Here is a 24,029-nt window from a genome sequence, read left to right as displayed (position 1 = left end):
TAGGGATTTCTCTGGACCCGGTTTAGGCTCAGATAAATTCTACGAACTCATTAACCGGCTTGCGGTAGCCGCGCGGTCTAATCTTGTGTTTGTTGTCTTTGCCGATCGTAATCAGCATTACCGGAACGAAGTTGTCGCTGAGCCCGAGGGTAGCATTCACCGCTTCCGGATCAAAACCGATCATCGGGCAGGTATCCCAGCCCTTGTCCTTGGCAATCAGCATGAACTGCATAGCCGACAAGGAAGCATTGCGGATCGCTTCATCCCGCTGGAAAGCGTCCTTTCCGGTGTAAGAATCATTAATAGACTGAATGGTGCGGTCGTAATCCTCTTCGCTCATGGCTCCCAGCATTTTAAGTCCGCTATAGATTTCTGGAGCCTGCTGGTAGGCATTTTTATCACCCAGTACGACGATGACAGCCGATGCGGTGTGGATTTTGTATTGGCCGTACGCACCTTTACGGATTTCTTCCTTCACAGTGTCATCGCTGATGACTTTGTAGTGGGCGTGCTGCAGGTTGAAGGCCGATGGAGCCAGGCGTGCCAGTGAGAACATCTCCTCAAGCTCATTCTGAGGGATTTTTACCCCTTCAACGAAATTCATAGCCGATCTGCGGGACTGAACCAATTCTGAAAAAGTACTCATAAATAATGACCTCCATTGTGATATGTATGTTGGTTAGTAATAATCAATAGCTAATATTAATAAATAAACTTACAATAAGTTACTTGCTTAAAATATCACAACTACAAGCATACGTCAATGATTAAACAACATTAAATTGTGAATTTTAGTTCAAATAGTCGATAAATTTTGAAAAAGCGAGAAAAGAAGTGATTTTAATCACAAAATAAGGCTATAAAGCCAAAAACATTGTGACATTTATTACAACCGGAATGTTATAATAGTCACATAGTTTCAGTGGATGAATACTTTTAAGCAGCAATGCCATTGTAAAGGAGACTTCGATATGTCAGAAACCATTACCCAAACCCCTTCTGAACAAGAAATACCCGCAGCAGGCCTTCCCCAAGAGGATTTGCTGAATCAGCTTCTGAAGCCGGAAGTTCAGGAATCCCTGATCCTTCTGGTGGAGCAGCTGCCGCAGATTACCCAACTGGTGAATGTATTAACCAAATCAGTCGATTTCGTACAGTCGGTTGCAACGGATGAAGTTCTGAAAAATGATACGGTAGGCGCAATCAAGGAGATGGCGGGTCCTGTGGTAGGCTCTGTCAAGAATCTGGCGGCTACGGTTATTGAAGCGAAAGACCGCGCGGATGCAAGCAGTGAAACCATCAGCCTGTTTGGCATGATGAAAATGATCAAGGACCCGCAGGTACAGAACGTGCTCCGTTTCATGAATGCATACCTGCAGGTCAGCGGCGAACGCCAATCCGGTAAGTAATTATTGTTCAATTCTTAATCGTAAGGACGGAGGAAATATGATGTCAAAACACATAGTTATTCTAGGTGCAGGTTACGGCGGCTTATTGAGTGCGCTAACCGTGCGCAAATATATGAGCAAAGCTGAAGCCAGAGTTACAGTGGTTAATCAGTATCCAACACACCAGATCATTACCGAACTACACCGCCTTGCAGCAGGAAGTGCTTCGGAACAGGCGGTTGCCATGCCGCTTGCGAAGCTGTTCGCCGGTAAGGATATCGATCTGAAGATTGCCAAGGTTAATTCGTTCTCGGTGGAGAACAAGCAGATCATCCTCTCGGATGGTGTAATGCTGACTTATGATGCTCTCGTTGTCGGTCTGGGCAGCACGACGGCTTATTTCGGCATCCCGGGACTTGAACAGTACAGCATGGTGCTGAAATCGGCGGCGGATGCACTGCGGATTCACGGACATATTGAAGACCGGATTCGTGAATATGCCAAAAGCGGCAACGCGGCCGATGCAACCATCCTGATTGGCGGAGGCGGCTTGACAGGTGTTGAGCTTGTAGGTGAAATTGCCGACGTACTGCCCAAGCTGACTAAGAAATATGGAGTGAATCCGGCTGAAATCCAGCTGCTGCTCGTAGAAGCCGGACCGAAGATTCTTCCGGTTCTGCCGGATCATCTGATTGAGCGCGCGACAACCAGCCTCGAGAAACGGGGAGTTCAGTTCCTGACAGGTCTTCCTGTTACTAATGTAGCAGGCAATACCATTGATCTGAAGGACGGCCGCCAGATTGTGGCGAATACCTTCGTCTGGACCGGCGGCGTACAGGGTAACCCGCTGATCGGCGAGTCCGGGCTTGAAGTGAACCGCGGCCGCGCAACCGTGAATGAGTTCCTGCAATCTACTTCACACCAGAATGTATTTGTAGCCGGTGACAGTGCGGTTGTGTTCGCACCGGACGGCCGTCCGTATCCGCCAACGGCACAAATTGCCTGGCAGATGGGTGAATTGATCGGCTATAACCTTTACGCTTACCTGAATGACAAAGCTTCCGAGACTTTCAGTCCGGTGAATTCCGGGACACTTGCCAGTCTGGGACGCAGAGACGGAGTGGCGATTGTCGGCGGCAATTCCACACCGCTGAAGGGTCTGCCGGCAACACTGATGAAGGAAGCGAGCAATATCCGGTATTTGACCCATATTCACGGGTTGTTCAGTCTGGCCCATTAATTCTCTCCTAACCATCTATACCTATTGCAGGCCGCTTCCATGCGGCAGATCATCCCCTTCAACCGCCAGCAGGCAGTTGAGGGGGATTTTTCATGAACTCAGACTGTGAAAGGAGAGCTGTGTGAATTTATATAGTAAATTACTGGAAGGCCCTTTATCCTGAATGAGGTATACATCCTATATATGAACTTTTTGCGCAGCGCTAGGAGGAGAAGATGATTCAGAACGGGTTTATCTGCAATTGGATGGAGGTTCAAACGGACGGGCAGGGCCGCGGATTGTATTATAAATATTCTGCATACCGTGCGCCTGCTGTCATCTTTATTTCCGGATTAGGGGATGGTTGCGATTCCTGGAGCGGTGTCCAGGAGAATATTGCGCAGCATGCTTCAACCCTCGCATATGACAGAGCCGGTACCGGGACCAGCCCGGGAGTGCCGGGGCCGCGCTCCTGCCAGGATCTGGTGGAGGAGCTGTACCGGCTGCTGGCACTGCTGGATATAAAAGCCCCTTATATTCTAGTCGGTCATTCCTTTGGCGGTCTGGTAGCCAGACTGTTCGCTTGCTGCTATCCTGAGCGGACAGCAGGAATTGTACTGATAGATGCTGCAGGCGAATATAAGGAGCTTACTTATGAGCGGGTGCTGCCCCCGCAGCATATCGCTGCGAACCGGGCGTACCTGCTGAACCCTTCGCTCAATAGGGAGCGGATCGATAAGATGCAGAGCTATAAGCAGATCTCTGCTGCCCGGGGTTCCATGCCAAGCCAGGTTCCGCTGTCGGTGATAACCAGAGGGCTTGCGGATGAGGATGGATCAGACTGGCCGGCACACGCGATACTGGAGATTGAGCAGAAGAGCCAGGCGGAGTTCCTGGAATTATCTGCGGCCAGCAGACAGCTGATTGCGTCGGGCAGCGGTCATTATATCCATCATGACCAGCCCGGGCTGGTCATTGAAGAAATCATGGGGATGATTCAGGCTCATTCCAATACACTTAACCAGGAGTGAAACTATGCATCAGAACACAGAGGCAACCTTAAACGAAATGAAGCGATCCCGGTTAAGAACGGATCTGAAGAGAATTGAAACTGAGCATTATCAGATCCGCGAGGGAGAGCGGTATGAAGACTTTATAGCCTTAATGCTGGAGTATATCGGAGACCCGGACCCGGATCTGCGGGATGGACTGGTCTATCCAACCTTTTATATGTGGATTCATAAGCAGCAGCTGTTCACTGCCGGGGAGCTCTATAGCATGCTTGAAGTGCTGACTGATGAACATCATTTATTCCATGGCATTGGCCGTAGCGCAGATAGCAGCGTCTTCACAAGAACCTTCACCGTACTGGTGATTGGCTTGATCGCACAGCGCCATAAGGAACGGCCATTCCTTACACCTGCCGGCTTCCGGCTTCTGAAGCAGTCGCTGCTGCGTTATTACAGGGAGGAGCAGGATCTGCGCGGCTATCTGGAGGAGGGCGGCTGGGCGCATGCGGCAGCGCATGGCGCAGATGCACTGGATGAGCTGGTACAGTGCCCGGAGAGCGGCGAGGAAGTGCAAGTGGAAGTTCTGGAGGGGATTCAGCGCATGCTGCTGAACGTAGCCACATCTTCTCTGAAGAAGAGGATGAGCGGATTGCGACCATTCTGGATACAATGATTATCCATAGCCTGCTCCCGCAGGAGCAGATTGCGGGCTGGTTCGGGAGTCTGGCGGTTATCGGCAATGAACCGAGAAGCCGCAGCACGGATATAAACCGGGTGAACTGCAAGAATTTCCTGCGCTGTGTGTATTTCAGAAGAGACGGCTATGCGGCAGAAGGCGGCGTTGTGTATACAGCTCTGCTTGCAGCGCTTAGGGCGGTGAACAGGTTTGCGCCGTGAATCTGCGATGAAAACGTATTCGCAGGAAAGTCTATTTGTTATAATGATCATGTTTATACCATTACAGATGTTTTCATAGGAGGATTTCAGGCATGCCATTTCAAAAGAACGATATCATCCTGTTCCAGGGTGATAGTATCACGGATTGCGGCCGCAATTACGCAGACGCTTCATCGCTAGGTGTAGGTTACGCGCTGATGGCGGGCGCTCGTCTTGGGCTGCAGTATCCGGAGAAGAATCTTACCTTTATCAACCGCGGCATCAGCGGCAACCGCGCCGTGGATTTGCAGGTGCGCTGGGACAGGGATTGTCTGGAGCTGAAGCCGACCTGGGTATCCATTTATATTGGAGTGAACGATACCTGGCGCTGGTTCGATTCCGGGCAGGAGACGACAGCGGCTGAGTTCGAGGCTTCCTACCGTGATCTGATTGAACGCACCAAGCAGAGCCTGGATGCCAAGCTGGTACTGGTTGAGCCGTTCGTACTGCCGGTGCCGGAAGACCGCAAGGGCTGGCGCCAGGATCTGGACCCGAAAATTCATGTGGTGCGTGAGCTGGCCCGTGAATATGGAGCGGTGCTGGTTCCGCTGGATGGCTTGTTCGCCGCTGCTTCGGTTAAGGCCGAGCCTGCCTTCTGGGCCGGGGATGGCGTACATCCTTCACCTGCCGGCCATGCACTGATTGCGGAAGCCTGGATGAAGGCTGTGGGGGCTATTCGCTAAAATAGAATATAGCGGGGAATTCTCTACATATTGAATTTGCTGCACAGACCGGTTCCTGCGTATTCAGCGGACCGGTTTTTGGCATATACCGGGGCAGAACGTTGCCTTCAGGGCGACAGGCGGCAGATACGTGAATTTCACACTGCTTAAGAAGGCTGTTATACTTGTATCATACATAAGGATGTGGAGGTGGAACCCATAAGGCGGCTACTGCTGATTCTGCCTGTTCTACTGGTTGTTGTATTAAGCGGCTGCCAGAATGCTTTCGGCTACATTAATTCAAGATGGATTTCAGAAATTGATTTGACCTATAACTCTATAGAGAGCCAAGCGGAGACGGCTCCCTTTGAGTCCAGGATTTTCAAAGACGGCGAGTTCATTAAGACGATGGCTTCTGCCATGAATACAAGCAAGCGTATTGCGGGAGAGCTGGATTACGATGCGGATTTCCGCATGAAGCTGGTCTACGGAGATGGTTATACCGAAGACTTTATTCTGGGCTTGGGCCAGGAAGAAGGGAATAGCGGACTGCTGCTATCTGCTGAGCGGAGCGGGACGGGCTACACAGTCTCTGCCAAGAATGCCGATAAGCTGCGCAAGCTGATCTTCAGCGGAGGAAGCGCGGCGGCGAAGTCTGAAGCGGATGAGGCATCGGTGGTAACTCAAGGTCCGGTAACGGTCTCGCGCAATGATTTATACACGGTCACAGGAAACAAGGAATTCCTGAACCTCCAGCTGCTGAAAGGCAGCTACAGCGAAGATTGGTCGACCCCTTCCCCGCTGGCAGGACGGAGCTGGACCGGTCAATTCCGGCTGGTGATTACGGATGAACTGGGCGCAGCACTCGGTACGTTCGCGCTGAGCCGGCACTTCACCGAAGAACTGAGCTTCGGCGATTTGTTCCAGATTCAGTTCGCTGATTATAACGGGGACGGTAATCCCGATTTTACGATTGGCCAATATGCTTCTTCGAGCGGATCATTGTTCAAGCTGTTTACATTGAGACCGGATCATACGATCCAGGAGCTGCAGATCAAGGGAGCAGCTTCCGGGCTGTTTATCAGCAGTCCTGACCGGTATTCCGTCAAGCTGGACGTGATCGAAGGCGGTTTCCGGGCGGGCCATTATGACAACTCTGTTGGCAGGCAGGTTGAGACTTCATACCGCTGGGACGGAGCCGTTTTTCAGGAAGTTGCCGGAGAATCAACAGATACGAGAGGAATGTGAACAGGATGACGAGCGAGACACTGCAGGATTTGCAAGGACTGAAGGCAGCCGGTAAAGTGGTAGGCCACACCATCGCCGAGATGAAGAAAAGTGTAGTTCCCGGAATGACAACTGCAGAGCTGGACGAAGTGGGCGCGAGGATTCTGAACCATTTTGGCGCGAAATCTGCCCCTAAGGTAACCTATAACTTTCCCGGAACCACCTGCATCAGCGTCAATGAAGAGGTGGCACACGGAATCCCGGGTCAACGGGTGATCCAGGCCGGCGATTTAATCAATATTGATGTTTCGGCGGAGCTGAACGGGTATTACGGGGACGCCGGTGTATCTTTTCAACTGCCTCCTTATAATGAGAAGCTGGTCCATCTCTGCCGGAGTACGGAGGAAACCATGATGAGCGTGATTAATCACCTCAGAGCGGGAATGAAGGTGAACGAGATCGGCAGGGTTATGGAGTCGGAGGCACACAAGCGCGGCTACAAGGTTGTGCGCAATCTGTGCAGCCACGGCATCGGCAAATCTTTGCATGAGAAGCCCTACGAGATCCTGCCGTTCTATAATCCGCGTGTAACGACTGTGCTGAAAGAAGGCCAGGTGATTACCATAGAACCATTCCTGTCCACAGGTGCGGATTTTGTAGAGCAGCAGTCGGACGGGTGGACGCTAAGTGTGGCGGACAACAGCCGTGTTGCCCAGTATGAACATACGATTGTGGTGACCAAAGGCAAACCGATTATTCTGACAAGCGCCTAATAGCCTAGTACCTATGAACGAACAGATACAGTCTGCCCTGAAGAGGGTGGATTTCATTATTATTGTAAGTTAACAATTGGAGGGACTATGATAATGGACAATGTACCGCTGGTCAGCAATGCGTTCATGACGTTTATGACAGAAGCACCGGAGCAGCAGAAGGCCTGGGGGGAAGTTGTGCAGAAGCTGGATGCAGCTAGTGCGCTTGATGCCAAAACAGAAGAAATTGCCTATATCTCCGTACTCACGGCGGTCAGGCTGGAAAGCGGGCTGGCCCTTCATGTCAAGCATGCCAAATCGCTCGGCGCTACCCGTGATGAGATTATCAGCGCAGTCTTGCTGCCTCTTCCGGCTGTAGGCAATATGGTCATTCAGGCCTTGCCCGTTGCTTTGCAGGCTTACGACAGCGAGTAGTATTGCAGGACGACGGATATTGAAGGAGCGTGTAGCGTGAAAATTGCTTTTATTCTGTTTGACGGCATTACGTTTCTGGATTTCGCGGGTTTTTATGATGTAATCTACAGGCTGCGCCAGTTCCCTGCAGGGGAAGGGCTGGAGTGGGACATCTGCGGTCCGGCCGGAGAAATCACAGATGAAATGGGGCTGACGGTCAAAACCGGTAAAGTGCTGCCGGATTTATCAGTGTATGATCTGGTATTTGTACCCGGCGGGTTCGGGACGAGGGCATTACGGCATGACGAGAGCTTTATCTCCTGGCTTCAGGGAGCAAGCGGGGTTCCATATCTGGTATCCGTATGCACCGGTGTCCTGCTACTGGGTGCTGCCGGATTGCTGGAGGGACGCAGGGCCACAACACATCCATCGGCTTATGATCTGCTTGAGCCGTATTGCCGGGAAGTGGTTCAGGCCCGGATTGTGCAGGACGGGAATGTTATTACCGGAGGCGGGGTCTCAACCTCAATTGATCTGGGATTATATCTGGTATCCTTATTTGCCGGCCGGGAGGCTATGGCTGCCGTGAAGCAGCAGATCGACTATCCGTATGATGCGCAAGGCATTGTAATGTACTCCAATGAGTAAAACATTGAAACCGGAGGGATGAAGGTGAATAGTTAGCCGGGAGCGGCGATAAGCTGATGATCCGGATCGTGAAGAGCAATCTGGGAAAGAAACGACTAAGCCAGAAGTACCCCGAAGAGGTCACGGAACTCCTTGCAGGATTGACAATTGTCTAGAATGTAACTATTATTGTTACATCTAGCGGGAAGCATTCTGGTCAGTATGAAGGAGAGATTTCCATGAACATCAGCACCCGGTTTGCGGTCGCTATTCATATTCTAACTTTAATAGACAGCAACAAAGACGGTAAAAGCACCTCGGAGTGGATTGCCGGCAGCGTCAATACGAATCCGGTTGTCATCCGCCGCCTTACAGGCATGCTGAACAAGGCTGGTCTGGTGGAGGTCCGCCCCGGTGTAGCCGGTGCGAAGCTTACCCGAAGTAGCGCAGATATCACGCTTCTGCAGATTTACAAGGCGGTCAATGCAGTGGAAGAGGATTCACTGTTCTCTGTCCATGAGCATCCGAATCCGGAATGCCCGGTCGGCAAGAACATTGCCGGGGCAATTATACCCGTGTTCTCACTTGCGCAGAAAGCGATGGAGAATGTGCTGCAGGAGGTTACACTGGATCAGATCGTACATCAAATTCCTGTTTCGTGAGGCAGAGGAGGAATGTGCTATGCGAAACTCTATGCGCAAGCGAAAAGGCGCTGCTTTTTATATAACGGTGTTGCTCGGGCTCGGGATATTGTATCTGCTCATTTTTCCTTCTCCTACACCTGAGCTCGCTGTACGCAAGAGCCTGCTGATCCGTGATCCTGCAGCTGCATTTGCGGGCAGGGTTACAGAAGGACAGATTAAGGATGATCCAAGGTACGGTAATCTGTACTATGCTGAAGAAACAGAGCGAAGCTACATCTATGTGAAGAAAAGCAGGCTGGGCTGGCACGTAACCTCAAGCGGCACCGGCCCGTGATGTAAGATTTTGTAGACTGCCACAGAAACTTAAGGAAACTTTCAGCATAGCTTTATGTACTCTTAAGGTTCGGGGAGTATATTAAAGATCTCCACCCCCCAGTGGATACATTTATGATAGACCCCGCCGTGCCTCGGCAGGGTCTATCTCTTTGTTTAGGACTTATAAATTTTCATCAAACCTTTATGTGCTTTTCATCAGGCGTTAAGGTTGGGCCTGTATATTAATCACATGACCCCCTTATAATAGACTTTGGCCCTGCCGGTTCCCGGCAGGGTCCCTTTTTTGCGGCTGCAGAAATCGCTGGTGCTGTCTTTACACATTATTCCAGATGGTTTAGACTGACACCAGGTGTGGTTTGCTGCAATAAATGGAGAAGAGGCGCGAGATATGATGATGTTCTTAGTACTGATTATATGGTTCCTGTCGCTGCTGGTCTTTATGCTGATTATCCGCAAGGCCATTGATGGATCTAGGGCTACCTACAAACTGGACGAATTGATTCAGGAAATCCGGCTGCTCCGCAAGGAGATCAAGGAGAATAAGCATATTATAGACAAGCGGCTGTAGCGGACGGGGCTGCCGGCAGCTGATCTCTAAGGAGTGATTACATAATGATTCTGTTCCACAGCGGGGACCTGAACGTCCGTAGGCTGGAAAGGGAAGATGCGCCCCTGCTGGTACGGTGGCTCTCCGATCCCGCAGTGCTGGAGTATTACGAAGGCCGGGACCGTCCGCATGATCATACGCTGGTGCAGGCACATTTCTATGAGGATGAAGATGAGGGGGTAAACCGCGGGATTGTGCAGTTCAAAGACCGGCCCATAGGTTATATCCAATACTATCCTGTCGGCAGGGAAGAGAAAGAAGAGTATGGTTACGCGGATTATACAGGCAAGATCTACGGGATGGATCAGTTCATCGGCGAGCCGCAGATGTGGAATCGAGGCATCGGATCGCTATTGGTAGGCGGGATGGTGAAGCATCTGCTCGAAGCGGAGCAGGCCGGCCTCATTGTTATGGACCCGCAATGCCGGAACTACAGGGCGCTTAGAGTGTACGAGAAGAATGGTTTTGTACGCGGCAAGCTTTTGCCGGAGCACGAGTGGCATGAAGGTGAATGGAGGGACTGCTGGCTCATGTCCTATAATTCTAAATCTTAATTTACATACAAGTAAGGGGATGTTGTATATGAAGAACCGATTCACAATTCTGGGGGCCGCACTGATTCTGGGCCTTTCGTTTGTGGCGGGTTGCCTGCTTATCAGCAGCGACCGGACAACCGGCTGGGAGCAGGCAGCAGTGAGCCAGAGCACGGTCCACCCGCTTCTGACGCTTGCCGAGACGGCGGAGCTTCTGCGGATCAGTGAAGATCAGGTGATTAATATAATCAAGGCGGAGAATGCAATTTTGAGCAATAACGGGCCTTTCGAGGGAATGATGCTGCCTTATATCAAGGTAGATGATAAGTTCCTGTTCAGCGTTTTGGAAATACAGAACTGGGTTCAGCAGGCGACACTTGAACAACGGGTATATATGGGCACGAAGATTACCAATAGATGAGACTTGGGGAGTAAAGGAGCGCCAAATGAAATTTTATACATATCCATGGTATGAAGAAATGCAGGTGCGCGGCTTTATGGTGTTCCCCGAGACGGAGCAGGATTGGCTGGAGGATGTTGCATGGCATGCTGCGGAGGGGGTCAGCTATAAGGAAAGGACGAGAGATTTCCTGGAATACCTCAAAGCGGATTTGCTGAAGTACCTTCCGGAATACTTCCATCCCTCCATTCATAACGGAACAATCAATTCTACTTATCCTGAACCTGAGTTCAAAGAACAGGCGCGGCAGTGGCGTAGTGAATACGAAGCCAGAATGAAGGTGCTGGATGATGAATACTATAGAGGATATCTCTCTATTAAGGACAGCCTGCCTGTACATGCTGTTCAGCTAGTTGAGAAGTCCCTCCATGATTCAAGGGTGATTTCATATGCTGTGCCGGCGGAGGAGGTTGTGGAGATCATTCTGGACTGCAGTGGAGCCATGCATTATCAGTGTGATATCAGACTAACCTTTACCGGGGTGACCGGGTTGGTTCTGCCTGAACGCCTAAACAGAATGGTCTGGTTGTATACCGAGATCTATGCGGTGGAACAAGGGTTTGAATTATGGGTTCTGCTGGACCCGCCGCTGAGTGAGCTTAGGATTACTGCACAGGATGTATCATTTGAAATGCTTAGTGAACCCAAATACAACGGATGACTGCTTCGGAGCCTGGCCAATTGGCCGGGTTTTTTTATAGGAAGTTATGATATTCGTCTGTTGTAAATAAGTTTCATTGAAATTTGGAGTTTATCCGTAGAGATGAGCCGAATGTATGCGAAAAACCGAATACAATGTGCCATTGATTAGGTAGACCAACCAAATGAGTTATGAATTCCTCTGATTCCGCCGGAAGTCGGCTGCATGGGGAATTATAGGGATAAATCCCTTTGATCTCACCGGATAGATAATTCAACTATTGGATTCCCGCCTGATTCGCCCCTCCGGACGATTTTCAAAAGTAATTGACAAACATATAGAGCGCTACTATACTAAAGTTAGTTAATGTGTAACGGAAACAGTTACAAGCTTGAATGATGATTCTATAAACAGTCAAGACTAAGCAGCACTGAGCACGAATAGCACCGGCGGAACGAAATGATCCATATGCTTTTATTCAGGAGGGGTTTATATGACGACAACAGCAGCACTGCCGCAAGAACTGGAAATTGGACTTGTACAGATTAGAGTAAGCAATTTGGAGCGTTCGCTCAACTATTATCAGAATGTAATCGGACTGAAGATCCTGCACCAGCAGGGGCGTGAAGTGGAAATGACTGCGGATGGTGTGCATGTGCTGCTGGTGCTGCGGGAGATTGAACAGGCTCAGATTCTGCGCCGTAATTCGGCAGCCGGACTGTATCATTTCGCGATTCTGGTGCCCGACCGTCCAAGTCTCGGATTGGTGCTGCGTAATCTGATTGATGCGGGCATCGAGATCGGCCAGGGCGATCATCTGGTCAGCGAAGCACTGTATCTTCAGGACCCGGACAATAACGGCATTGAAATATACCGCGACCGGCCGCGCGACACCTGGAAGTATGAGCCTACTGGCAATGTGGTGATGACTACAGACCCGGTTGATGTGGACGGCTTGCTGGCGGCTTCCGAAGGGGTGAACTGGACCGGACTGCCTGCGGGCACGGTGATCGGGCATGTGCACTTTCATGTAGGCGATCTGGCGGAGGCTAAGAAATTCTATGTGGATGCGCTTGGTTTTGCAATAATGGCTCATTACGGGGACGCTGCACTATTCATCTCGGCGGGAGGATATCATCACCATATGGGGCTTAATGTCTGGGCGGGACAAGGTGCTAAGGCGTCTCCGGCCAATGCGGCGGGCATCGATTACTTCACTCTGCTGCTTCCGGGCAGCGGGGATGTATCTGAAGTGGCGGAACGTGTGAAGCAAGCGGGGTACCGTGTAGAAGTAGAAGGCGGCATTACAACTTTGAGAGACCCGTGGAATATTGGGATCCGGCTGCTTGTCAAAGGCTGAGAAGAATGAAAGCTTGTCCATCTTCGCTCATTCCCCTATAATATGTGGAAATAAATGAGCGAAAGGATGAATCTTTTGCACAATTTCAAAATGGCTTATGTTGTCCTCTGTCACAAGAGCCCTCAGCAGATTAATTTGCTGATCGATCGTTTAACGGATGAGCATGTGGAGTTTTTCCTGCATGTGGATAAGAAAAGCGGCATCGAAGAGCAAATTATCCATCGCGAAGATATTCATTTCGTAGAGCAGCCGGTAGACGTACAGTGGGGCCATTACGGCCAGATTGAATGTATCCTGAAGTGCTTTGAACTGATCCGGGCAAGCGGGAATTATAACTATGTTCATATCATCAGCGGGCAGGATTTGCCTCTCGCCTCCAATAAGGTGATTGCTGATTTCTTCAAGGAGCATGAAGGGCAGGAGTTCGTCAAGCATCTGCAGCTTCCGAATGAGGCGGAAATGTGGGGCTGCCTGTACCGGGTATCTGTATATTATCCAAGGTTCCTGGTCTCCCGGGCCAAAGCTGTCTCAGAGATCCGCAACCGTTACATCAATCTGGTGATGTCGGTACCGTGGCTTAAGCGCAGCCTGAAGGATCTGCCGGAGGCGCTGTATAAGGGCTCGAACTGGATGTCGCTTACCGGGGGATGCATGCAGTATATCCTCGAATTCATCGCGGAGCATCCCGGATACGTCCGGTTGTTCAGGAATTCGTTCTGCGGCGATGAGATCTTCTTCCATTCTATTATTTTGAACAGTAAATATAAGGATAATGTAATCAATGAGATCAAACGCTATACGGATTGGGACACCGGGCCAGAATTCCCCAGAACGCTGCGGGCCGAGGATTACGAACGGATTCGCGAGCAAGGTGCAGGCTGCTTCTGGGGCCGGAAGTTCGATCTGGATGTCGACAAGGAGATCATCAGCGATATTCTGCGGCTGGCTTGAGGCTCTAACTATCTTAGGAGGCAGATATCATGAAAATAGCAGTCATTGGAGCAGGCGGCAAAGCAGGCAGTGAGATTGTGAAGGAAGCGCTGGACAGGGGACATGAGGTTACCGCTATAGTGCGGAACCCTGCGAAGGTAACGGACAGCAGAGCATCGGTGCTGGAAAAGGATATCCTATCCTTGACGGCTGAAGATTTGCGGGGTTATGATGCCGCCATAAATGCTTTCGGAGTGCCGTTTGGACAGGAGCATCTGCATGTGGAGGCCGGAAATGTACTGATTGAGGCTCTTAAGAATGTGCCGGATACCCGGTTGATTGTCGTCGGCGGTGCAGGAAGCTTGTACGTGGATGAAGCCCGGACGGTGAAGGTTGTGGATACACCGGGGTTCCCGGATTTTGTGAAGCCAACAGCCTTGAACCAGGCTAAGAATCTGGAGATTCTTCAAACCACGGAGGGACTCCGCTGGACGTTCGTCAGTCCGTCAGCCAATTTTGCCGTCGGGGAGAGAACAGGCGCGTATGTGAAGGGCCAGGATCATCTGCTCGTTAATTCCAAAGGCGAGAGCTACGTAAGTTATGCCGATTATGCGATTGCGATTGTAGATGAGCTTGAACAGCCGCAGCATATCGGTGAACGGTTCACGGTGGTGTCCGAATCCTGATCCCCGAGCTCCTGCTTCTGCAGTGAGGCAGCCGGATGGATTCTGTAAAGAGAATATAGCGGGAGGCACAAGCGGAAATTCCGGTGTGTCTTCCGTTTATTGGCGTTTATGCAGTCACTGCAAATATAGGATATAATATTTTGAAAAAAGATATTCGGGAGATGATGGGGCTTGGAGACTTTTCTTGCTGTGCTGCTGATGCTCGGGCTAATCGCGGTATCGAATATCTTGAACCGTTTCATTCCGTTTGTGCCGGTTCCTCTGATTCAGATCGGACTCGGGATTATTGCTGCACTTGTGCCGACCGGAATACATATGTCTTTTGAGCCCGAACTGTTTTTTGTGTTGTTCATTGCTCCTCTGCTGTTCAATGACGGGAGACGGACACCGCGTGATGAGCTGTGGAACCTTAGAGCACCGATATTACTTCTGGCGCTGGGGCTTGTATTTGTAACGGTTTTTGTCGCAGGTTATGCCATTAACTGGATGATTCCTTCAATTCCGCTGGCGGCATCTTTTGCACTGGCGGCGATTCTGTCACCTACGGATGCTGTAGCGGTCGGTGCGCTGGCCGGAAGGGTGCATCTGCCGAAGAGTATACACCGTATCCTTGAAGGTGAATCGCTGATGAATGACGCCTCCGGCCTGGTTGCCTTCAAATTTGCGATCGCGGCCATGGTTACGGGAGTTTTCTCGCTTCCTAAGGCATCGCTCAGCTTTGTAATGATTGCCGCAGGCGGTCTGCTGCTGGGTGCGGCGCTCTCCTTTCTGCTGATCCGCCTCAGTGTATTCATCCGCAGATTCGGTATGGAGGATGTGACGATCCATGTGCTGCTGCAGATTCTTACGCCCTTTATCATTTATCTGATCAGTGAAGAGATTGGCGTATCGGGCATCCTGGCTGTAGTGGCCGGCGGTGTAATGTATGCTATTGAGAAGGACCGGGCCGTATCGCCGCAGTATAAGCTGCAGCTTGTATCAGCCAGTACCTGGTCGGTGCTGCTGCTGGTGTTGAACGGTCTGGTATTCCTGATGCTCGGAGTGTCCGTACCGGATGTGGTGGAGGTCATCTACCGCGATCAGACGCTGAACAACTTTATGGTTGCGGGGTATGTGATGGCGATTACCGCGCTGCTCATTGTGCTGCGTTTTCTATGGGTCTATGCCTATTCCTTATGGGAGAGCCGGTTCCGCCGGGTAGAGAAGGCGCCGCTTAAGTCACAGGTCATTACTTCAATCTCCGGCGTGCGCGGAGCGGTAACGCTTGCAGGTGCCTTCTCCATTCCGCTCGTGCTCGGGGACGGTATCACGCCGTTTCCTGAACGGGATTTGATTATTGCACTCGCCGCAGGTGTCATTCTGATGTCGCTGGTCATTGCCAGCATCTTCCTGCCGCTGCTGGCCGACAAAGAGGAGACCGTGGTGCAGACGATTGGCTACGGAAATACGGAACTGGCGGCCAGGAATGTAGTGATCGACGCTGGGATGTCGATGCTGCGCAGCCTGGTTACGGAGAGCCCGGAGCGGGCGACACAGCCTGTATTACTGGAGTTCACAGACAAGATCGACCGGCTGTGCACGGCCAAGCCGGACAGTGATCCGGCCACGGAGCAGTTCCGGCGTCTGGGCGTTGAAGCCCGGCTGAGCGGCCTGGAGGCAGAGCGCACAGAACTGCGGCGGATGCTGGAGAACGGGGCGGTGCCCGCCCCTGTTGCTGTGAAGATGGAGGAGCTGCTGGATCATACGGAATCGCTGCTCTGCAGACGGCTGGATACGCAAATAAAGTTCACGGTAACTGAAATTCAGCGTCTGTTCTCCGGCCTGTTCTCGGGCCGCTTCAATGGGGATGAGGGCCGGCGGGCGGTGCAGAATGCCGAAAGTGCCCGGACAGCGAAGATTGCGATGTGCCAGGCGGCCGTGTCAGCCGTCAGCGCCGGCATAAGCGACGAGAACCGGCTTGCCTCGCAGAAGGTCATCGACAAGTATGAGCGGCTGGAATCCCGGCTGGTGCAGGGCGAAGGCTGGAGCAAAGACGGTGTCGTCGATGACGAGAAGCTGGAGCTGAAGCTGCAGGCCATTCAGGAGCAGCGGAATACCGTGCAGGAGATGTATCAGAACGGGGCAATTAATCTCAAGATCGCGGGTAAGCTGCGGCGGTTCGTAGATCAGCTGGAAACATCCATTTGGGAGGATTAATGATTATGGGGGAATTGCTTGCTAGCGGGTTGCACTTTGCAGAAATTACTGAGGAACATCTGGCCGGTATGCTGGATATCTATAACTATTATGTACTTAACACTACCGTTTCGTTTCATACCGAGCCGCAGACATTGAGGCAAATGCGCCAGTCTGTGCTGAACGGGGACCCGCGATTTAAGTCATACGTCCTTCTGCAGGACGGCGATCTGCAGGGCTACGTGCTGATTACCCGGCACAAGAACAAAGAAGCCTACGATACCTCCGGTGAAGTCAGCATTTACCTGAAGCCCGGCAGCGGAGGACAAGGTCTGGGCGGGCAATCGCTGCGGTTCATTGAAGAGCGGGCTAACGAGCTTGGGTTCCATGTACTGGTAGCTACCGTATGTGCAGACAATGAGCCCAGCCGCCGCCTGTTCGCGAAGCACGGCTACGAGCAGAGCGCCTTATTCAAGGAGATCGGCCGCAAGTTCGGCCGGTGGCTGGATATTGTCAGCTATCAGAAAATAATCGGCTAATCGTTGGCCGTTGCCAGAAGCCGCTAACTAAATTCCTGCACGAAATACAACAATCTCTTCGTGATATCGAGAGTAATCAAGAATTGTTGTAGGAAATGCAGCATTTCCCCCTTATCAGAGCGGTTACGCGGGGTAATTATTGTATTTCATACAACAACTCTTACAAATCACCCAGTATCTATAGGTACAAGTTGCAATACGTACAACAATTAGGCTTGTGTATGTATACAGTTCAAACAATAATTAGCTCACTTGGCTGCAGGGCGTCGACTTAGAGAGTTGAGAGTTCTGTGCTGCGAATTCCACGTACCGATTGCCAAATGTATAGACACAGTATAGTTACTGTTAATATTGCATTTAATACGGACGGTTTGGTGAACCTAATAGGGAAGCAGACATCGGTGTGCTCCCGTACAACGCAATAAGCCCGCTTGCCTTGCAAGGACCAGGTCCCTGCAGGCAAGCGGGCTTTATGTACGTTAGGGTGCGCCAGCCGGGGGAACCCCGTGGAACAACTATCCGGATACGTGCTTTCTCCGGAACAGGGGGGGCTTTATGTACGTTAGGGTGCGCCAGCCGGGGGAACCCCGTGGAACAACTATCCGGATACGTGCTTTCTCCGGAACATCTGTCCCAGTACCTCGCTCAGCACAAGGCCGGCGGCAATGGCCCCGGACAGCAGCAGCGCCTGAACTGCAAACTGAATCCCCTGGTTGTTGTCATTCTCCACGAACTGGCGCATGGCATCATAAGCCAGGCCCCCCGGAACCAGCGGGATAATTCCGCCGACGCTGAATATAATCACCGGCATTTTGAAGGAACGCGCAAAAAATTGGCTGATCACTCCGACAACCAAGGTGGCTCCAAAGGTGGCAACAACGGTATCCCATCTGTCATCCAGCTGCAGATACAGCATCCAGCCGATCATTCCGGCGAAACCGCACTGAAGCAGTGCGCGCACCGGCGCATTAAACAGAACGCAGAAGGCTGAGGCAGCGATGAAACTGGTTATGAGTTGCAAAATCATGTAGGACTACCTCTTTCAAGTGGTAATTAGAAAAGGGACAGCACGAGTCCGATGCCGGTTCCAATGGCAAAGGCGGTCAGGAAGGCATCGGCTCCCTTAGACAGGCCGGAGACCAGATGGCCGGCCATAAGGTCACGGACGGCATTCGTGATGAGCAGCCCCGGTACAAGCGGCATTACGCAGCCGATGATGATCTTGTCCATCTCTTGTCCGATGCCAAGCCTGACGGAGAAGAAAGCCAGCAGGCCGATGATAAAGGAGGCGATGAACTCCGCGAAGAAACGGATCTGGACCAGGCGGTGCAGATAGGTGACGGCGGCGAAGCCGACCCCGGAGATCAGCAGCGACGGCAGGGCATCCCACAGGCTGCCCTTGAACATTACGGTGAAGCAGGCGCCGGTCAGGGCGGCAGCTACAGTCTGCAGCCAGACCGGATAAGCATGCGCCGCGTCGTCGACAATCCCCAGACGCTCGCGGGCTTCGGCTGCGGTAAGCTGGCGTTCGCTCAGCCGCCGCGAGATGTCATTGACCTCTGACACTTTTTGCAGATCGGTCGTCCGTTCAGCTATCCGGAACAGCTTCACCGGTTCGGTTCGGCTGGTGGTGAACATAATGACTGTCGGCGTAACGTAGCTATGCGCTCCAGGGAATCCGAGCGATGCGGCCATACGGCTCATGGTATCCTCCACGCGGTAGGTTTCAGCGCCGCTTTGCAGCATGATTTTGCCGGCCAGCAGGCACAGGTCTATAATATCATGCGCGGTAGTATTGCTATTGTTGCTTGTGCTATCCAACTTCGTCGATCCTCCCCGGGAATGTTATCTATTCGATTGTCGCCGCAATGTGTGAAAATTTCAACCTTTATTCCATATATTCTGACGAATAATAAAATTTTATCAAGAAGGTAAAAGGAATATACATTTTTTAACACAGAAGCATAGAAGCACTGGCAACCGGACAGCCTAAGGACGCGTTCTTTGCAGTCCATTCTAGTCTTCCAGCGTACATAGACCGGTGGCAACACCGCCGGAGACAATAGTCAGTATGGAATGAAAAAAAGTCTCTTTGGAGATCAGTACACCGCCGGCGCCGATAATTACGAAATCCGTCAGGAAAATAATCACTCCGACATTGAGCGGAATGTAACGTTTCATGAACTTGGCCAGCAGATCTGTTCCGCCCGTACTGGCTTTGAACCGCAGCATCAGGCCGAGCCCGCTGCCCATCAGGAAGCCGCCGATAATAGCGCTGGAGATGGAACCGAGTTCGATATAATACAGAAAGTAATATTGCAGCGGCCCGAGCAGTTCGATCAGGAAGGATGAGGTCATCAGCCCCAGAATGCTGTTATAGAAGATATCCCGCTCCCGGAACCAGGCCAGCAGGAAGATCGGAAGACTGCAGACAATAATGGCCAGTCCGATTTTGATGCCGGAGATGTAATTAATTATGAGGGCAATGCCGATAATTCCCCCATCGAGTATTTTATAGGGTACCAGAAAAAAGTTGGTTCCCGCTGCAATCAGCAGGCTGGCCAGCAGAATAATGACATATTTGGGATATGAACGCATTATCAGCATCTCCAGATTTAAGGCATGTCTTAATAAATATGCATCTGTCTGGAAAAAAATAGCTATAAAACAAAAAATCCTGCTTGCGCAGGATTAGAGGTGAATTCTTCAGGCATGAACCGGCTCAGGTTTCTTTAGTTGCAGCGGAGGCGGGATCAGCCAGCCTTTCTGCTTGTTCATTTTGAGCAGTGCCATGCCGAAGGCGGCCATTTGCGCGTGGATCTTCATGAACATTGCGCCGATATCCTCGCGGATCGACATGCCCATGACCTGGCTGCAGACCACTAGACTTAGCGATACTGCCCCGGAGAGGGCTGCAGCAATCTCCGGGTCGGAGAACCTTGCACCTGCCGGGATATCCTCGAGCTTGACGGAGGGGCGGTCCGGCAGTGCAGGCGGAGGCACGAAGCCGTTCAGCTTGAGGATTTTGTCACAGTCCTTAATTTCCTGCTGTGCCTGATCCATAAGATCATCGATAATCTTCTTCAGATCCTGGTCCCCGGCATGAAAGTGAAACGCCTGGTAGGTAGACAAGGACATTTTGGCTGTTGCCGAGACCTGCCACAGATTGAAGATTTCACCATAGTGAAGCGGTTCATCTTTGGGGCTGCCGTTTAGAACTCCCATAATTACAGAACTCCTCTACAAATAGGTTATGAACGTAAATTAGGTTGTCCAGTGCAATCAGCGTTATTCAAGTGCACTAAATAAAGACACAGTAAAGCAGGTGTAGCCCGATGGATTATATCTATAAAGTGCTGGAAAGCGACATGGAGCTGCTGGCTGCGGCGCTATCGGAGGTTCAGGTATCGGTTGTGCTGAAGGATGGTACAGAGGAGGTGCTGGAGCCGGGGGGACAGATCAGAGCATACACAGCGAAATCTGTCCGGATCCGGGGATTATCGTATAGCCGGGATGTACATGAATTCCGAATCCTTCCGGCAGAGCCTAGGTAGACTCCACGCTCCCTGCATAGAAGCGCTTCTGCTGCCGTTTCAGCGGGAGTAACGCTTGCGGAAGCGCAGCGGAGAGATGCCAACCTTCCGGCTGAAGCGCCGGGAGAAGTAGGCGGTGCTCTCGAAGCCGGTGCGTTCCGCAATCCCGGAAATAGGGATTTCTGTCTTGAGCAGTAGCAGCTTGGCCTGCTCCAGCCGGTAATCCGTCAAGTATTCCATAGGGGTCAGCCCATAGACACGTTTCATGCAGCGGGCCAAATAATTGTAGTGAAAATGCAGCGCATCCGCCAGGGATGCATTCGTGAGATCCTCCGTAAAATGATTGCGCAGGTAGGCTTCCGTCTGCTCAGCGATCTCTGCTGCCTGGCTGCCCGCAGTATCCTGCTGGGCCAGATCCATCATCCGCAGCATCTCTTCAAAGATGCGCTGCTGCTGCCATACGGAGCTGGAGCGCCGTCCCTGACTAAGCTGCAGCAATTGCTCTGCCTGTCCGCTCCGTGCGAAGGGGCCCGGGAGAGGTCCGAATTGGGGTATGCGGATCGTATAAGGATGAATCAGGAATTGCCGGAAATGCTTCTCCCGCTCAGCATATACAGGATCACCTTCCGCTTCCATCCACTCACCGACCGTGTGAAAATGAACCCACGTGAAGGAGGTGATCTCCTCGCAGGGTTTAACTGAATAATGATAGCGGTCCGGCAGCAGAAGGAGAGTGTGCCCTGAGGTTACCGCCCACTCCTTATCATCCTCACCGATGAACAGGCAGCCTTGTTCTACAATAATAAGATCGAATTTCCCCATGCGGCTGCGGTTTGGGTGCTGCTCGCCGGGCAAATATACGGTATGGCCGCATTCCAGGAAATAGGGGAACGGCGGCGCTGACAGATGAATATACGCTGGACTGGGTGGCATATCTGCTCCTTTCGCAAGCTCTTTTCTATTAGCCGGACTTCCGTGGAAGGTTAATAATCCGAGTGTGAAATAGTACAAAAACAGGGTTGCTTATGATTCTGTTTTTTATTCATTTTACCGTCTATAATTGCAAATAGCGAGGATGAAATGAAAAGGGGAGAAAACACATTGAGTAAATTTGCAGATATTCAGCAAGCCGCTGACACAAGCCGGCAGGTAGCTATTCAGGATGAATTCTGGGGGCGTTATATCCGGCTGGTTCAGGATACCGTTATTCCGTACCAGTATGAGGCGCTGCATGACCGGGTAGCCGGTGCGGAGCCGAGCCATGCCATTGCCAATTTTGAAATCGCTGCCGGCAGGAGGGAAGGCGAGTTCAACGGCTGGGTTTTTCAGGACAGTGATGTAGCTAAATGGCTGGAGGCAGTGGGATATTCGCTTAGCATCAAGCGTGATCCTGAGCTGGAGCGTCAGGCGGATGAGATGATAGAGCTGGTCGGCGAAGCACAGCACGAAGACGGATACCTGAATACTTATTTTACACTCAAAGAGCCGGGCAAACGGTGGACGAACCTGCTGGACTGCCATGAGCTGTATTGTGCGGGACATTTCATTGAAGCGGCAGTGGCCTATTATGAAGCGACCGGCAAAGACAAGCTGCTGAACATTGTGCGGCGGTTCGTTGACCACATTGAAACCGTCTTCGGACCGGAAGAGGGGAAGCTGAAGGGCTACGATGGTCACCAGGAAATTGAGCTGGCCCTTGTGAAGCTGTACCGGCTGACCGGTGAAGAGAAATATCTGAAGCTCAGCAGCTTTTTCATCGATCAGCGTGGACAGGAACCGAACTTCCTGCATCAGGAGTGGGAACAAAGAGGACGGGTTACGCACTGGACAGGTACGGCTACAAGCAGTGTGGATGTCAGTTATAATCAGGCCCATATCCCGGTCCGTGAGCAGAGCGTGGCTCTGGGACATTCCGTCCGTGCAGTCTATATGTACATAGCCATGGCCGATCTGGCACGGCTTACCGGAGATGAGGCCCTGCGCGAAGCCTGCGTGCGCCTGTGGAACAATATGACGGAGAAACAGATGTATATCACCGGCGGAATCGGGTCTACACATCATGGTGAAGCGTTCACCTTTGATTATGATCTGCCGAATGATACGGTCTATGCGGAGACCTGCGCTTCGATCGGGCTGATCTTTTTTGCCAAGCGGATGCTGGAATTGACCCCGGACGCCCGGTATGCCGACGTGATGGAGCGGGCGCTCTATAATAATGTGCTCGGCTCCATGGCACAGGACGGCAAACACTATTTCTACGTGAATCCGCTTGAAGTATGGCCGCAGGCCTGCAGCTGCAACCCCGGCAAACATCATGTGAAAGCGGAGCGCCAGGGCTGGTTCGGCTGCGCCTGCTGTCCGCCGAACGTGGCGCGCCTGCTGACCTCGCTGAACCAGTATATCTACACTGAGCACGGCGATACGCTTTATACTAACCTGTATATCGGCAGTGAGCTGAAGACCACACTGGGCGGCACAGAGGTAGCAATCAGCCAGCAGAGCCGTTTCCCATGGGATGGAACCGTGACCCTGAAGGTTGATCCTGCGGAAGCCGGAGTGTTCGGTATGGCGCTGCGTATTCCTTCCTGGAGCGGGAACGTGGAGATCAGAGTGAACGGAGAGGCGTTAGGCGATGCTGCTGCAAGCCTGCAGCAGGGCTATGCTGTGATCCGCAGGGAATGGAAGGCTGGCGACGTGATTGAGCTGAAGCTTCCAATGGAAGCGCACCGCGTATACGCCCACCCGAATCTGCGTGCCGATGCCGGGAAGACTGCCATTCAGCGCGGCCCGCTGGTCTACTGCCTGGAAGCGGCTGATAACAGTGAACCGCTAAGCTCGATTTCCTTGAGTGAAGCAGCTTCATTCACCGAGACGTATGATGAATTGCTGCTTGGCGGTGCTATAGTGGTAGAAGGCGACGGCTTCCGTGTAGCACAGGCGGCCTGGACCGGAGGGCTGTACAGCAGAGAGAAGGCACCGCTGGAAGCGGTGAAGGTAACCGCAGTCCCTTACTATCTGTGGGGCAACCGCGGCAGCGGCGAGATGAAGGTCTGGATTCCGTAATTAACTCTTATGACCGGTAGCTAACGTATATAATGCTGAAGCCAACCTCCCCACTTAGGGCAGTAAGTGGACAAATGTATCTTAATTTCGCTATTTTAATTTCTCTGAGGCATTTAGTTGGATAAACGTCATTTAATACCAGGCATTTCCCGTATTTTGAGCCGTGGTCCTGATATTAAGTGCTCTTTTTCCAATTGCTGTTTGACATGGCCTCTTTCGTTCTTTAGCAAGTGGAGAGAATCAGACTGTTGAAAAAGTCTTTGTTTCACACGACACCGCGTTAATTTG

The 24,029-nt window shown here is 51.7% G+C and carries 27 protein-coding genes and 1 pseudogene; 22 read left to right on the top strand and 6 right to left on the bottom strand.

The window, feature by feature from the left end; all coding sequences use genetic code 11:
- Positions 1–28 precede the first annotated feature (28 nt).
- Positions 29–646, bottom strand: a complete 618-nt coding sequence (locus tag QW71_RS10325) for a nitroreductase family protein (protein WP_039297097.1) — start codon at positions 644–646, stop codon at positions 29–31.
- A 325-nt stretch (positions 647–971) separates the two neighbouring features.
- Between QW71_RS10325 and QW71_RS10320 the strand changes: the two genes are divergently transcribed.
- The 20 genes and pseudogenes from QW71_RS10320 to QW71_RS10225 all read left to right on the top strand — a co-directional run bounded on the left by QW71_RS10320 (position 972) and on the right by QW71_RS10225 (position 17,145).
- On the top strand, positions 972–1,409 hold the full coding sequence (locus tag QW71_RS10320; RefSeq protein ID WP_039297095.1) for a DUF1641 domain-containing protein: 438 nt from the start codon (positions 972–974) through the stop codon (positions 1,407–1,409).
- Between the two features lie 40 nt (positions 1,410–1,449).
- Positions 1,450–2,628 carry an NAD(P)/FAD-dependent oxidoreductase gene (locus QW71_RS10315; protein ID WP_039297092.1) on the top strand — a complete coding sequence of 393 codons (1,179 nt, stop codon included), beginning with the start codon at positions 1,450–1,452 and terminating at the stop codon, positions 2,626–2,628.
- 215 nt (positions 2,629–2,843) lie between these two features.
- Positions 2,844–3,638, top strand: coding sequence for an alpha/beta fold hydrolase (locus QW71_RS10310; protein ID WP_235441438.1), 795 nt, complete (start codon positions 2,844–2,846; stop codon positions 3,636–3,638).
- A gap of 37 nt (positions 3,639–3,675) precedes the next feature.
- Positions 3,676–4,514: pseudogene (locus tag QW71_RS37025) on the top strand (DUF2785 domain-containing protein).
- 92 nt (positions 4,515–4,606) lie between these two features.
- On the top strand, positions 4,607–5,236 hold the full coding sequence (locus tag QW71_RS10300; RefSeq protein WP_039297089.1) for an SGNH/GDSL hydrolase family protein: 630 nt from the start codon (positions 4,607–4,609) through the stop codon (positions 5,234–5,236).
- Positions 5,237–5,425: 189 nt separating this feature from the next.
- Entirely contained in the window at positions 5,426–6,463 is a 1,038-nt protein-coding gene (locus QW71_RS10295) for a hypothetical protein (RefSeq protein ID WP_039297086.1), read from the top strand.
- A 5-nt stretch (positions 6,464–6,468) separates the two neighbouring features.
- Positions 6,469–7,215 carry a type I methionyl aminopeptidase gene (gene map, locus QW71_RS10290; protein WP_039297084.1) on the top strand — a complete coding sequence of 249 codons (747 nt, stop codon included), beginning with the start codon at positions 6,469–6,471 and terminating at the stop codon, positions 7,213–7,215.
- Positions 7,216–7,308: 93 nt separating this feature from the next.
- The gene (locus QW71_RS10285) at positions 7,309–7,629 is read left to right on the top strand and encodes a carboxymuconolactone decarboxylase family protein (RefSeq protein ID WP_039297082.1); all 321 of its coding nucleotides are present in this window, start codon (positions 7,309–7,311) and stop codon (positions 7,627–7,629) included.
- Between the two features lie 36 nt (positions 7,630–7,665).
- Positions 7,666–8,256 carry a DJ-1/PfpI family protein gene (locus QW71_RS10280; RefSeq protein ID WP_039297081.1) on the top strand — a complete coding sequence of 197 codons (591 nt, stop codon included), beginning with the start codon at positions 7,666–7,668 and terminating at the stop codon, positions 8,254–8,256.
- Between the two features lie 218 nt (positions 8,257–8,474).
- Positions 8,475–8,897 (top strand): Rrf2 family transcriptional regulator, encoded by a 423-nt coding sequence (locus tag QW71_RS10275; protein ID WP_039297077.1) that lies wholly within the window; start codon positions 8,475–8,477, stop codon positions 8,895–8,897.
- Between the two features lie 19 nt (positions 8,898–8,916).
- Positions 8,917–9,213 (top strand): hypothetical protein, encoded by a 297-nt coding sequence (locus tag QW71_RS10270; protein ID WP_039297074.1) that lies wholly within the window; start codon positions 8,917–8,919, stop codon positions 9,211–9,213.
- A 390-nt stretch (positions 9,214–9,603) separates the two neighbouring features.
- Complete coding sequence (locus tag QW71_RS10265) at positions 9,604–9,783, top strand: hypothetical protein (RefSeq protein ID WP_039297066.1); 180 nt, start codon at positions 9,604–9,606, stop codon at positions 9,781–9,783.
- 44 nt (positions 9,784–9,827) lie between these two features.
- Positions 9,828–10,376, top strand: coding sequence for a GNAT family N-acetyltransferase (locus QW71_RS10260; RefSeq protein ID WP_039297061.1), 549 nt, complete (start codon positions 9,828–9,830; stop codon positions 10,374–10,376).
- A gap of 28 nt (positions 10,377–10,404) precedes the next feature.
- On the top strand, positions 10,405–10,776 hold the full coding sequence (locus QW71_RS37020; protein WP_052769963.1) for a hypothetical protein: 372 nt from the start codon (positions 10,405–10,407) through the stop codon (positions 10,774–10,776).
- Between the two features lie 25 nt (positions 10,777–10,801).
- Positions 10,802–11,476, top strand: a complete 675-nt coding sequence (locus tag QW71_RS10250; protein WP_039297058.1) for a DUF4085 family protein — start codon at positions 10,802–10,804, stop codon at positions 11,474–11,476.
- 472 nt (positions 11,477–11,948) lie between these two features.
- Entirely contained in the window at positions 11,949–12,815 is an 867-nt protein-coding gene (locus QW71_RS10245) for a VOC family protein (protein WP_039297057.1), read from the top strand.
- 75 nt (positions 12,816–12,890) lie between these two features.
- Complete coding sequence (locus QW71_RS10240; protein WP_052769962.1) at positions 12,891–13,766, top strand: beta-1,6-N-acetylglucosaminyltransferase; 876 nt, start codon at positions 12,891–12,893, stop codon at positions 13,764–13,766.
- Positions 13,767–13,795: 29 nt separating this feature from the next.
- Positions 13,796–14,431 (top strand): NAD(P)-dependent oxidoreductase, encoded by a 636-nt coding sequence (locus QW71_RS10235; protein WP_039297047.1) that lies wholly within the window; start codon positions 13,796–13,798, stop codon positions 14,429–14,431.
- A 171-nt stretch (positions 14,432–14,602) separates the two neighbouring features.
- The gene (locus tag QW71_RS10230) at positions 14,603–16,627 is read left to right on the top strand and encodes a Na+/H+ antiporter (RefSeq protein WP_039297040.1); all 2,025 of its coding nucleotides are present in this window, start codon (positions 14,603–14,605) and stop codon (positions 16,625–16,627) included.
- Positions 16,628–16,632: 5 nt separating this feature from the next.
- Positions 16,633–17,145, top strand: a complete 513-nt coding sequence (locus tag QW71_RS10225; RefSeq protein WP_039297297.1) for a GNAT family N-acetyltransferase — start codon at positions 16,633–16,635, stop codon at positions 17,143–17,145.
- A 598-nt stretch (positions 17,146–17,743) separates the two neighbouring features.
- Here QW71_RS10225 and QW71_RS10220 read toward each other — a convergent pair.
- From QW71_RS10220 to QW71_RS10205, 4 genes are all read right to left on the bottom strand, one after another.
- A complete protein-coding gene (locus QW71_RS10220; RefSeq protein WP_039297038.1) occupies positions 17,744–18,172 on the bottom strand; it encodes a threonine/serine exporter family protein in 429 nt (142 codons plus the stop codon).
- A 26-nt stretch (positions 18,173–18,198) separates the two neighbouring features.
- Positions 18,199–18,966 (bottom strand): threonine/serine exporter family protein, encoded by a 768-nt coding sequence (locus QW71_RS10215; protein WP_042235553.1) that lies wholly within the window; start codon positions 18,964–18,966, stop codon positions 18,199–18,201.
- A gap of 195 nt (positions 18,967–19,161) precedes the next feature.
- A complete protein-coding gene (locus tag QW71_RS10210; RefSeq protein WP_039297036.1) occupies positions 19,162–19,743 on the bottom strand; it encodes a YitT family protein in 582 nt (193 codons plus the stop codon).
- Between the two features lie 108 nt (positions 19,744–19,851).
- Positions 19,852–20,370, bottom strand: a complete 519-nt coding sequence (locus QW71_RS10205) for a DUF3231 family protein (protein ID WP_039297027.1) — start codon at positions 20,368–20,370, stop codon at positions 19,852–19,854.
- A 110-nt stretch (positions 20,371–20,480) separates the two neighbouring features.
- On the opposite strand from QW71_RS10205, the gene QW71_RS10200 reads away from it, so the two are divergent.
- Positions 20,481–20,699: a hypothetical protein gene (locus tag QW71_RS10200; protein WP_039297023.1), complete on the top strand. Its 219-nt coding sequence runs from the start codon at positions 20,481–20,483 to the stop codon at positions 20,697–20,699.
- A gap of 39 nt (positions 20,700–20,738) precedes the next feature.
- On the opposite strand, the gene QW71_RS10195 is transcribed toward QW71_RS10200, so the two are convergent.
- Positions 20,739–21,611, bottom strand: coding sequence for an AraC family transcriptional regulator (locus QW71_RS10195; protein WP_039297015.1), 873 nt, complete (start codon positions 21,609–21,611; stop codon positions 20,739–20,741).
- 147 nt (positions 21,612–21,758) lie between these two features.
- Between QW71_RS10195 and QW71_RS10190 the strand changes: the two genes are divergently transcribed.
- Positions 21,759–23,741, top strand: a complete 1,983-nt coding sequence (locus tag QW71_RS10190; RefSeq protein WP_083442493.1) for a glycoside hydrolase family 127 protein — start codon at positions 21,759–21,761, stop codon at positions 23,739–23,741.
- The last annotated feature ends 288 nt before the right edge of the window (positions 23,742–24,029 follow it).

The sequence above is a fragment of the Paenibacillus sp. IHB B 3415 genome (assembly GCF_000802655.2).
GTDB lineage: Bacteria > Bacillota > Bacilli > Paenibacillales > Paenibacillaceae > Paenibacillus_AQ > Paenibacillus_AQ phytohabitans.
The sequence above is the reverse complement of the archived record's forward strand: the minus strand, read 5'-3'. Positions and strand labels throughout refer to the sequence as shown.

What these genes read in the sequence shown, in the direction of transcription:
- QW71_RS10325 (WP_039297097.1), bottom strand. Translation starts at nt 646, where the DNA reads ATGAGTACTTTTTCAGAATTGGTTCAGTCCCGCAGATCGGCTATGAAT.
- QW71_RS10320 (WP_039297095.1), top strand. Translation starts at nt 972, where the DNA reads ATGTCAGAAACCATTACCCAAACCCCTTCTGAACAAGAAATACCCGCA.
- QW71_RS10315 (WP_039297092.1), top strand. Translation starts at nt 1,450, where the DNA reads ATGTCAAAACACATAGTTATTCTAGGTGCAGGTTACGGCGGCTTATTG.
- QW71_RS10310 (WP_235441438.1), top strand. Translation starts at nt 2,844, where the DNA reads ATGATTCAGAACGGGTTTATCTGCAATTGGATGGAGGTTCAAACGGAC.
- QW71_RS10300 (WP_039297089.1), top strand. Translation starts at nt 4,607, where the DNA reads ATGCCATTTCAAAAGAACGATATCATCCTGTTCCAGGGTGATAGTATC.
- map (WP_039297084.1), top strand. Translation starts at nt 6,469, where the DNA reads ATGACGAGCGAGACACTGCAGGATTTGCAAGGACTGAAGGCAGCCGGT.
- QW71_RS10285 (WP_039297082.1), top strand. Translation starts at nt 7,309, where the DNA reads ATGGACAATGTACCGCTGGTCAGCAATGCGTTCATGACGTTTATGACA.
- QW71_RS10275 (WP_039297077.1), top strand. Translation starts at nt 8,475, where the DNA reads ATGAACATCAGCACCCGGTTTGCGGTCGCTATTCATATTCTAACTTTA.
- QW71_RS10270 (WP_039297074.1), top strand. Translation starts at nt 8,917, where the DNA reads ATGCGAAACTCTATGCGCAAGCGAAAAGGCGCTGCTTTTTATATAACG.
- QW71_RS10265 (WP_039297066.1), top strand. Translation starts at nt 9,604, where the DNA reads ATGATGATGTTCTTAGTACTGATTATATGGTTCCTGTCGCTGCTGGTC.
- QW71_RS10260 (WP_039297061.1), top strand. Translation starts at nt 9,828, where the DNA reads ATGATTCTGTTCCACAGCGGGGACCTGAACGTCCGTAGGCTGGAAAGG.
- QW71_RS37020 (WP_052769963.1), top strand. Translation starts at nt 10,405, where the DNA reads ATGAAGAACCGATTCACAATTCTGGGGGCCGCACTGATTCTGGGCCTT.
- QW71_RS10250 (WP_039297058.1), top strand. Translation starts at nt 10,802, where the DNA reads ATGAAATTTTATACATATCCATGGTATGAAGAAATGCAGGTGCGCGGC.
- QW71_RS10245 (WP_039297057.1), top strand. Translation starts at nt 11,949, where the DNA reads ATGACGACAACAGCAGCACTGCCGCAAGAACTGGAAATTGGACTTGTA.
- QW71_RS10235 (WP_039297047.1), top strand. Translation starts at nt 13,796, where the DNA reads ATGAAAATAGCAGTCATTGGAGCAGGCGGCAAAGCAGGCAGTGAGATT.
- QW71_RS10225 (WP_039297297.1), top strand. Translation starts at nt 16,633, where the DNA reads ATGGGGGAATTGCTTGCTAGCGGGTTGCACTTTGCAGAAATTACTGAG.
- QW71_RS10220 (WP_039297038.1), bottom strand. Translation starts at nt 18,172, where the DNA reads ATGATTTTGCAACTCATAACCAGTTTCATCGCTGCCTCAGCCTTCTGC.
- QW71_RS10210 (WP_039297036.1), bottom strand. Translation starts at nt 19,743, where the DNA reads ATGCGTTCATATCCCAAATATGTCATTATTCTGCTGGCCAGCCTGCTG.
- QW71_RS10205 (WP_039297027.1), bottom strand. Translation starts at nt 20,370, where the DNA reads ATGGGAGTTCTAAACGGCAGCCCCAAAGATGAACCGCTTCACTATGGT.
- QW71_RS10200 (WP_039297023.1), top strand. Translation starts at nt 20,481, where the DNA reads ATGGATTATATCTATAAAGTGCTGGAAAGCGACATGGAGCTGCTGGCT.
- QW71_RS10195 (WP_039297015.1), bottom strand. Translation starts at nt 21,611, where the DNA reads ATGCCACCCAGTCCAGCGTATATTCATCTGTCAGCGCCGCCGTTCCCC.
- QW71_RS10190 (WP_083442493.1), top strand. Translation starts at nt 21,759, where the DNA reads ATGAAAAGGGGAGAAAACACATTGAGTAAATTTGCAGATATTCAGCAA.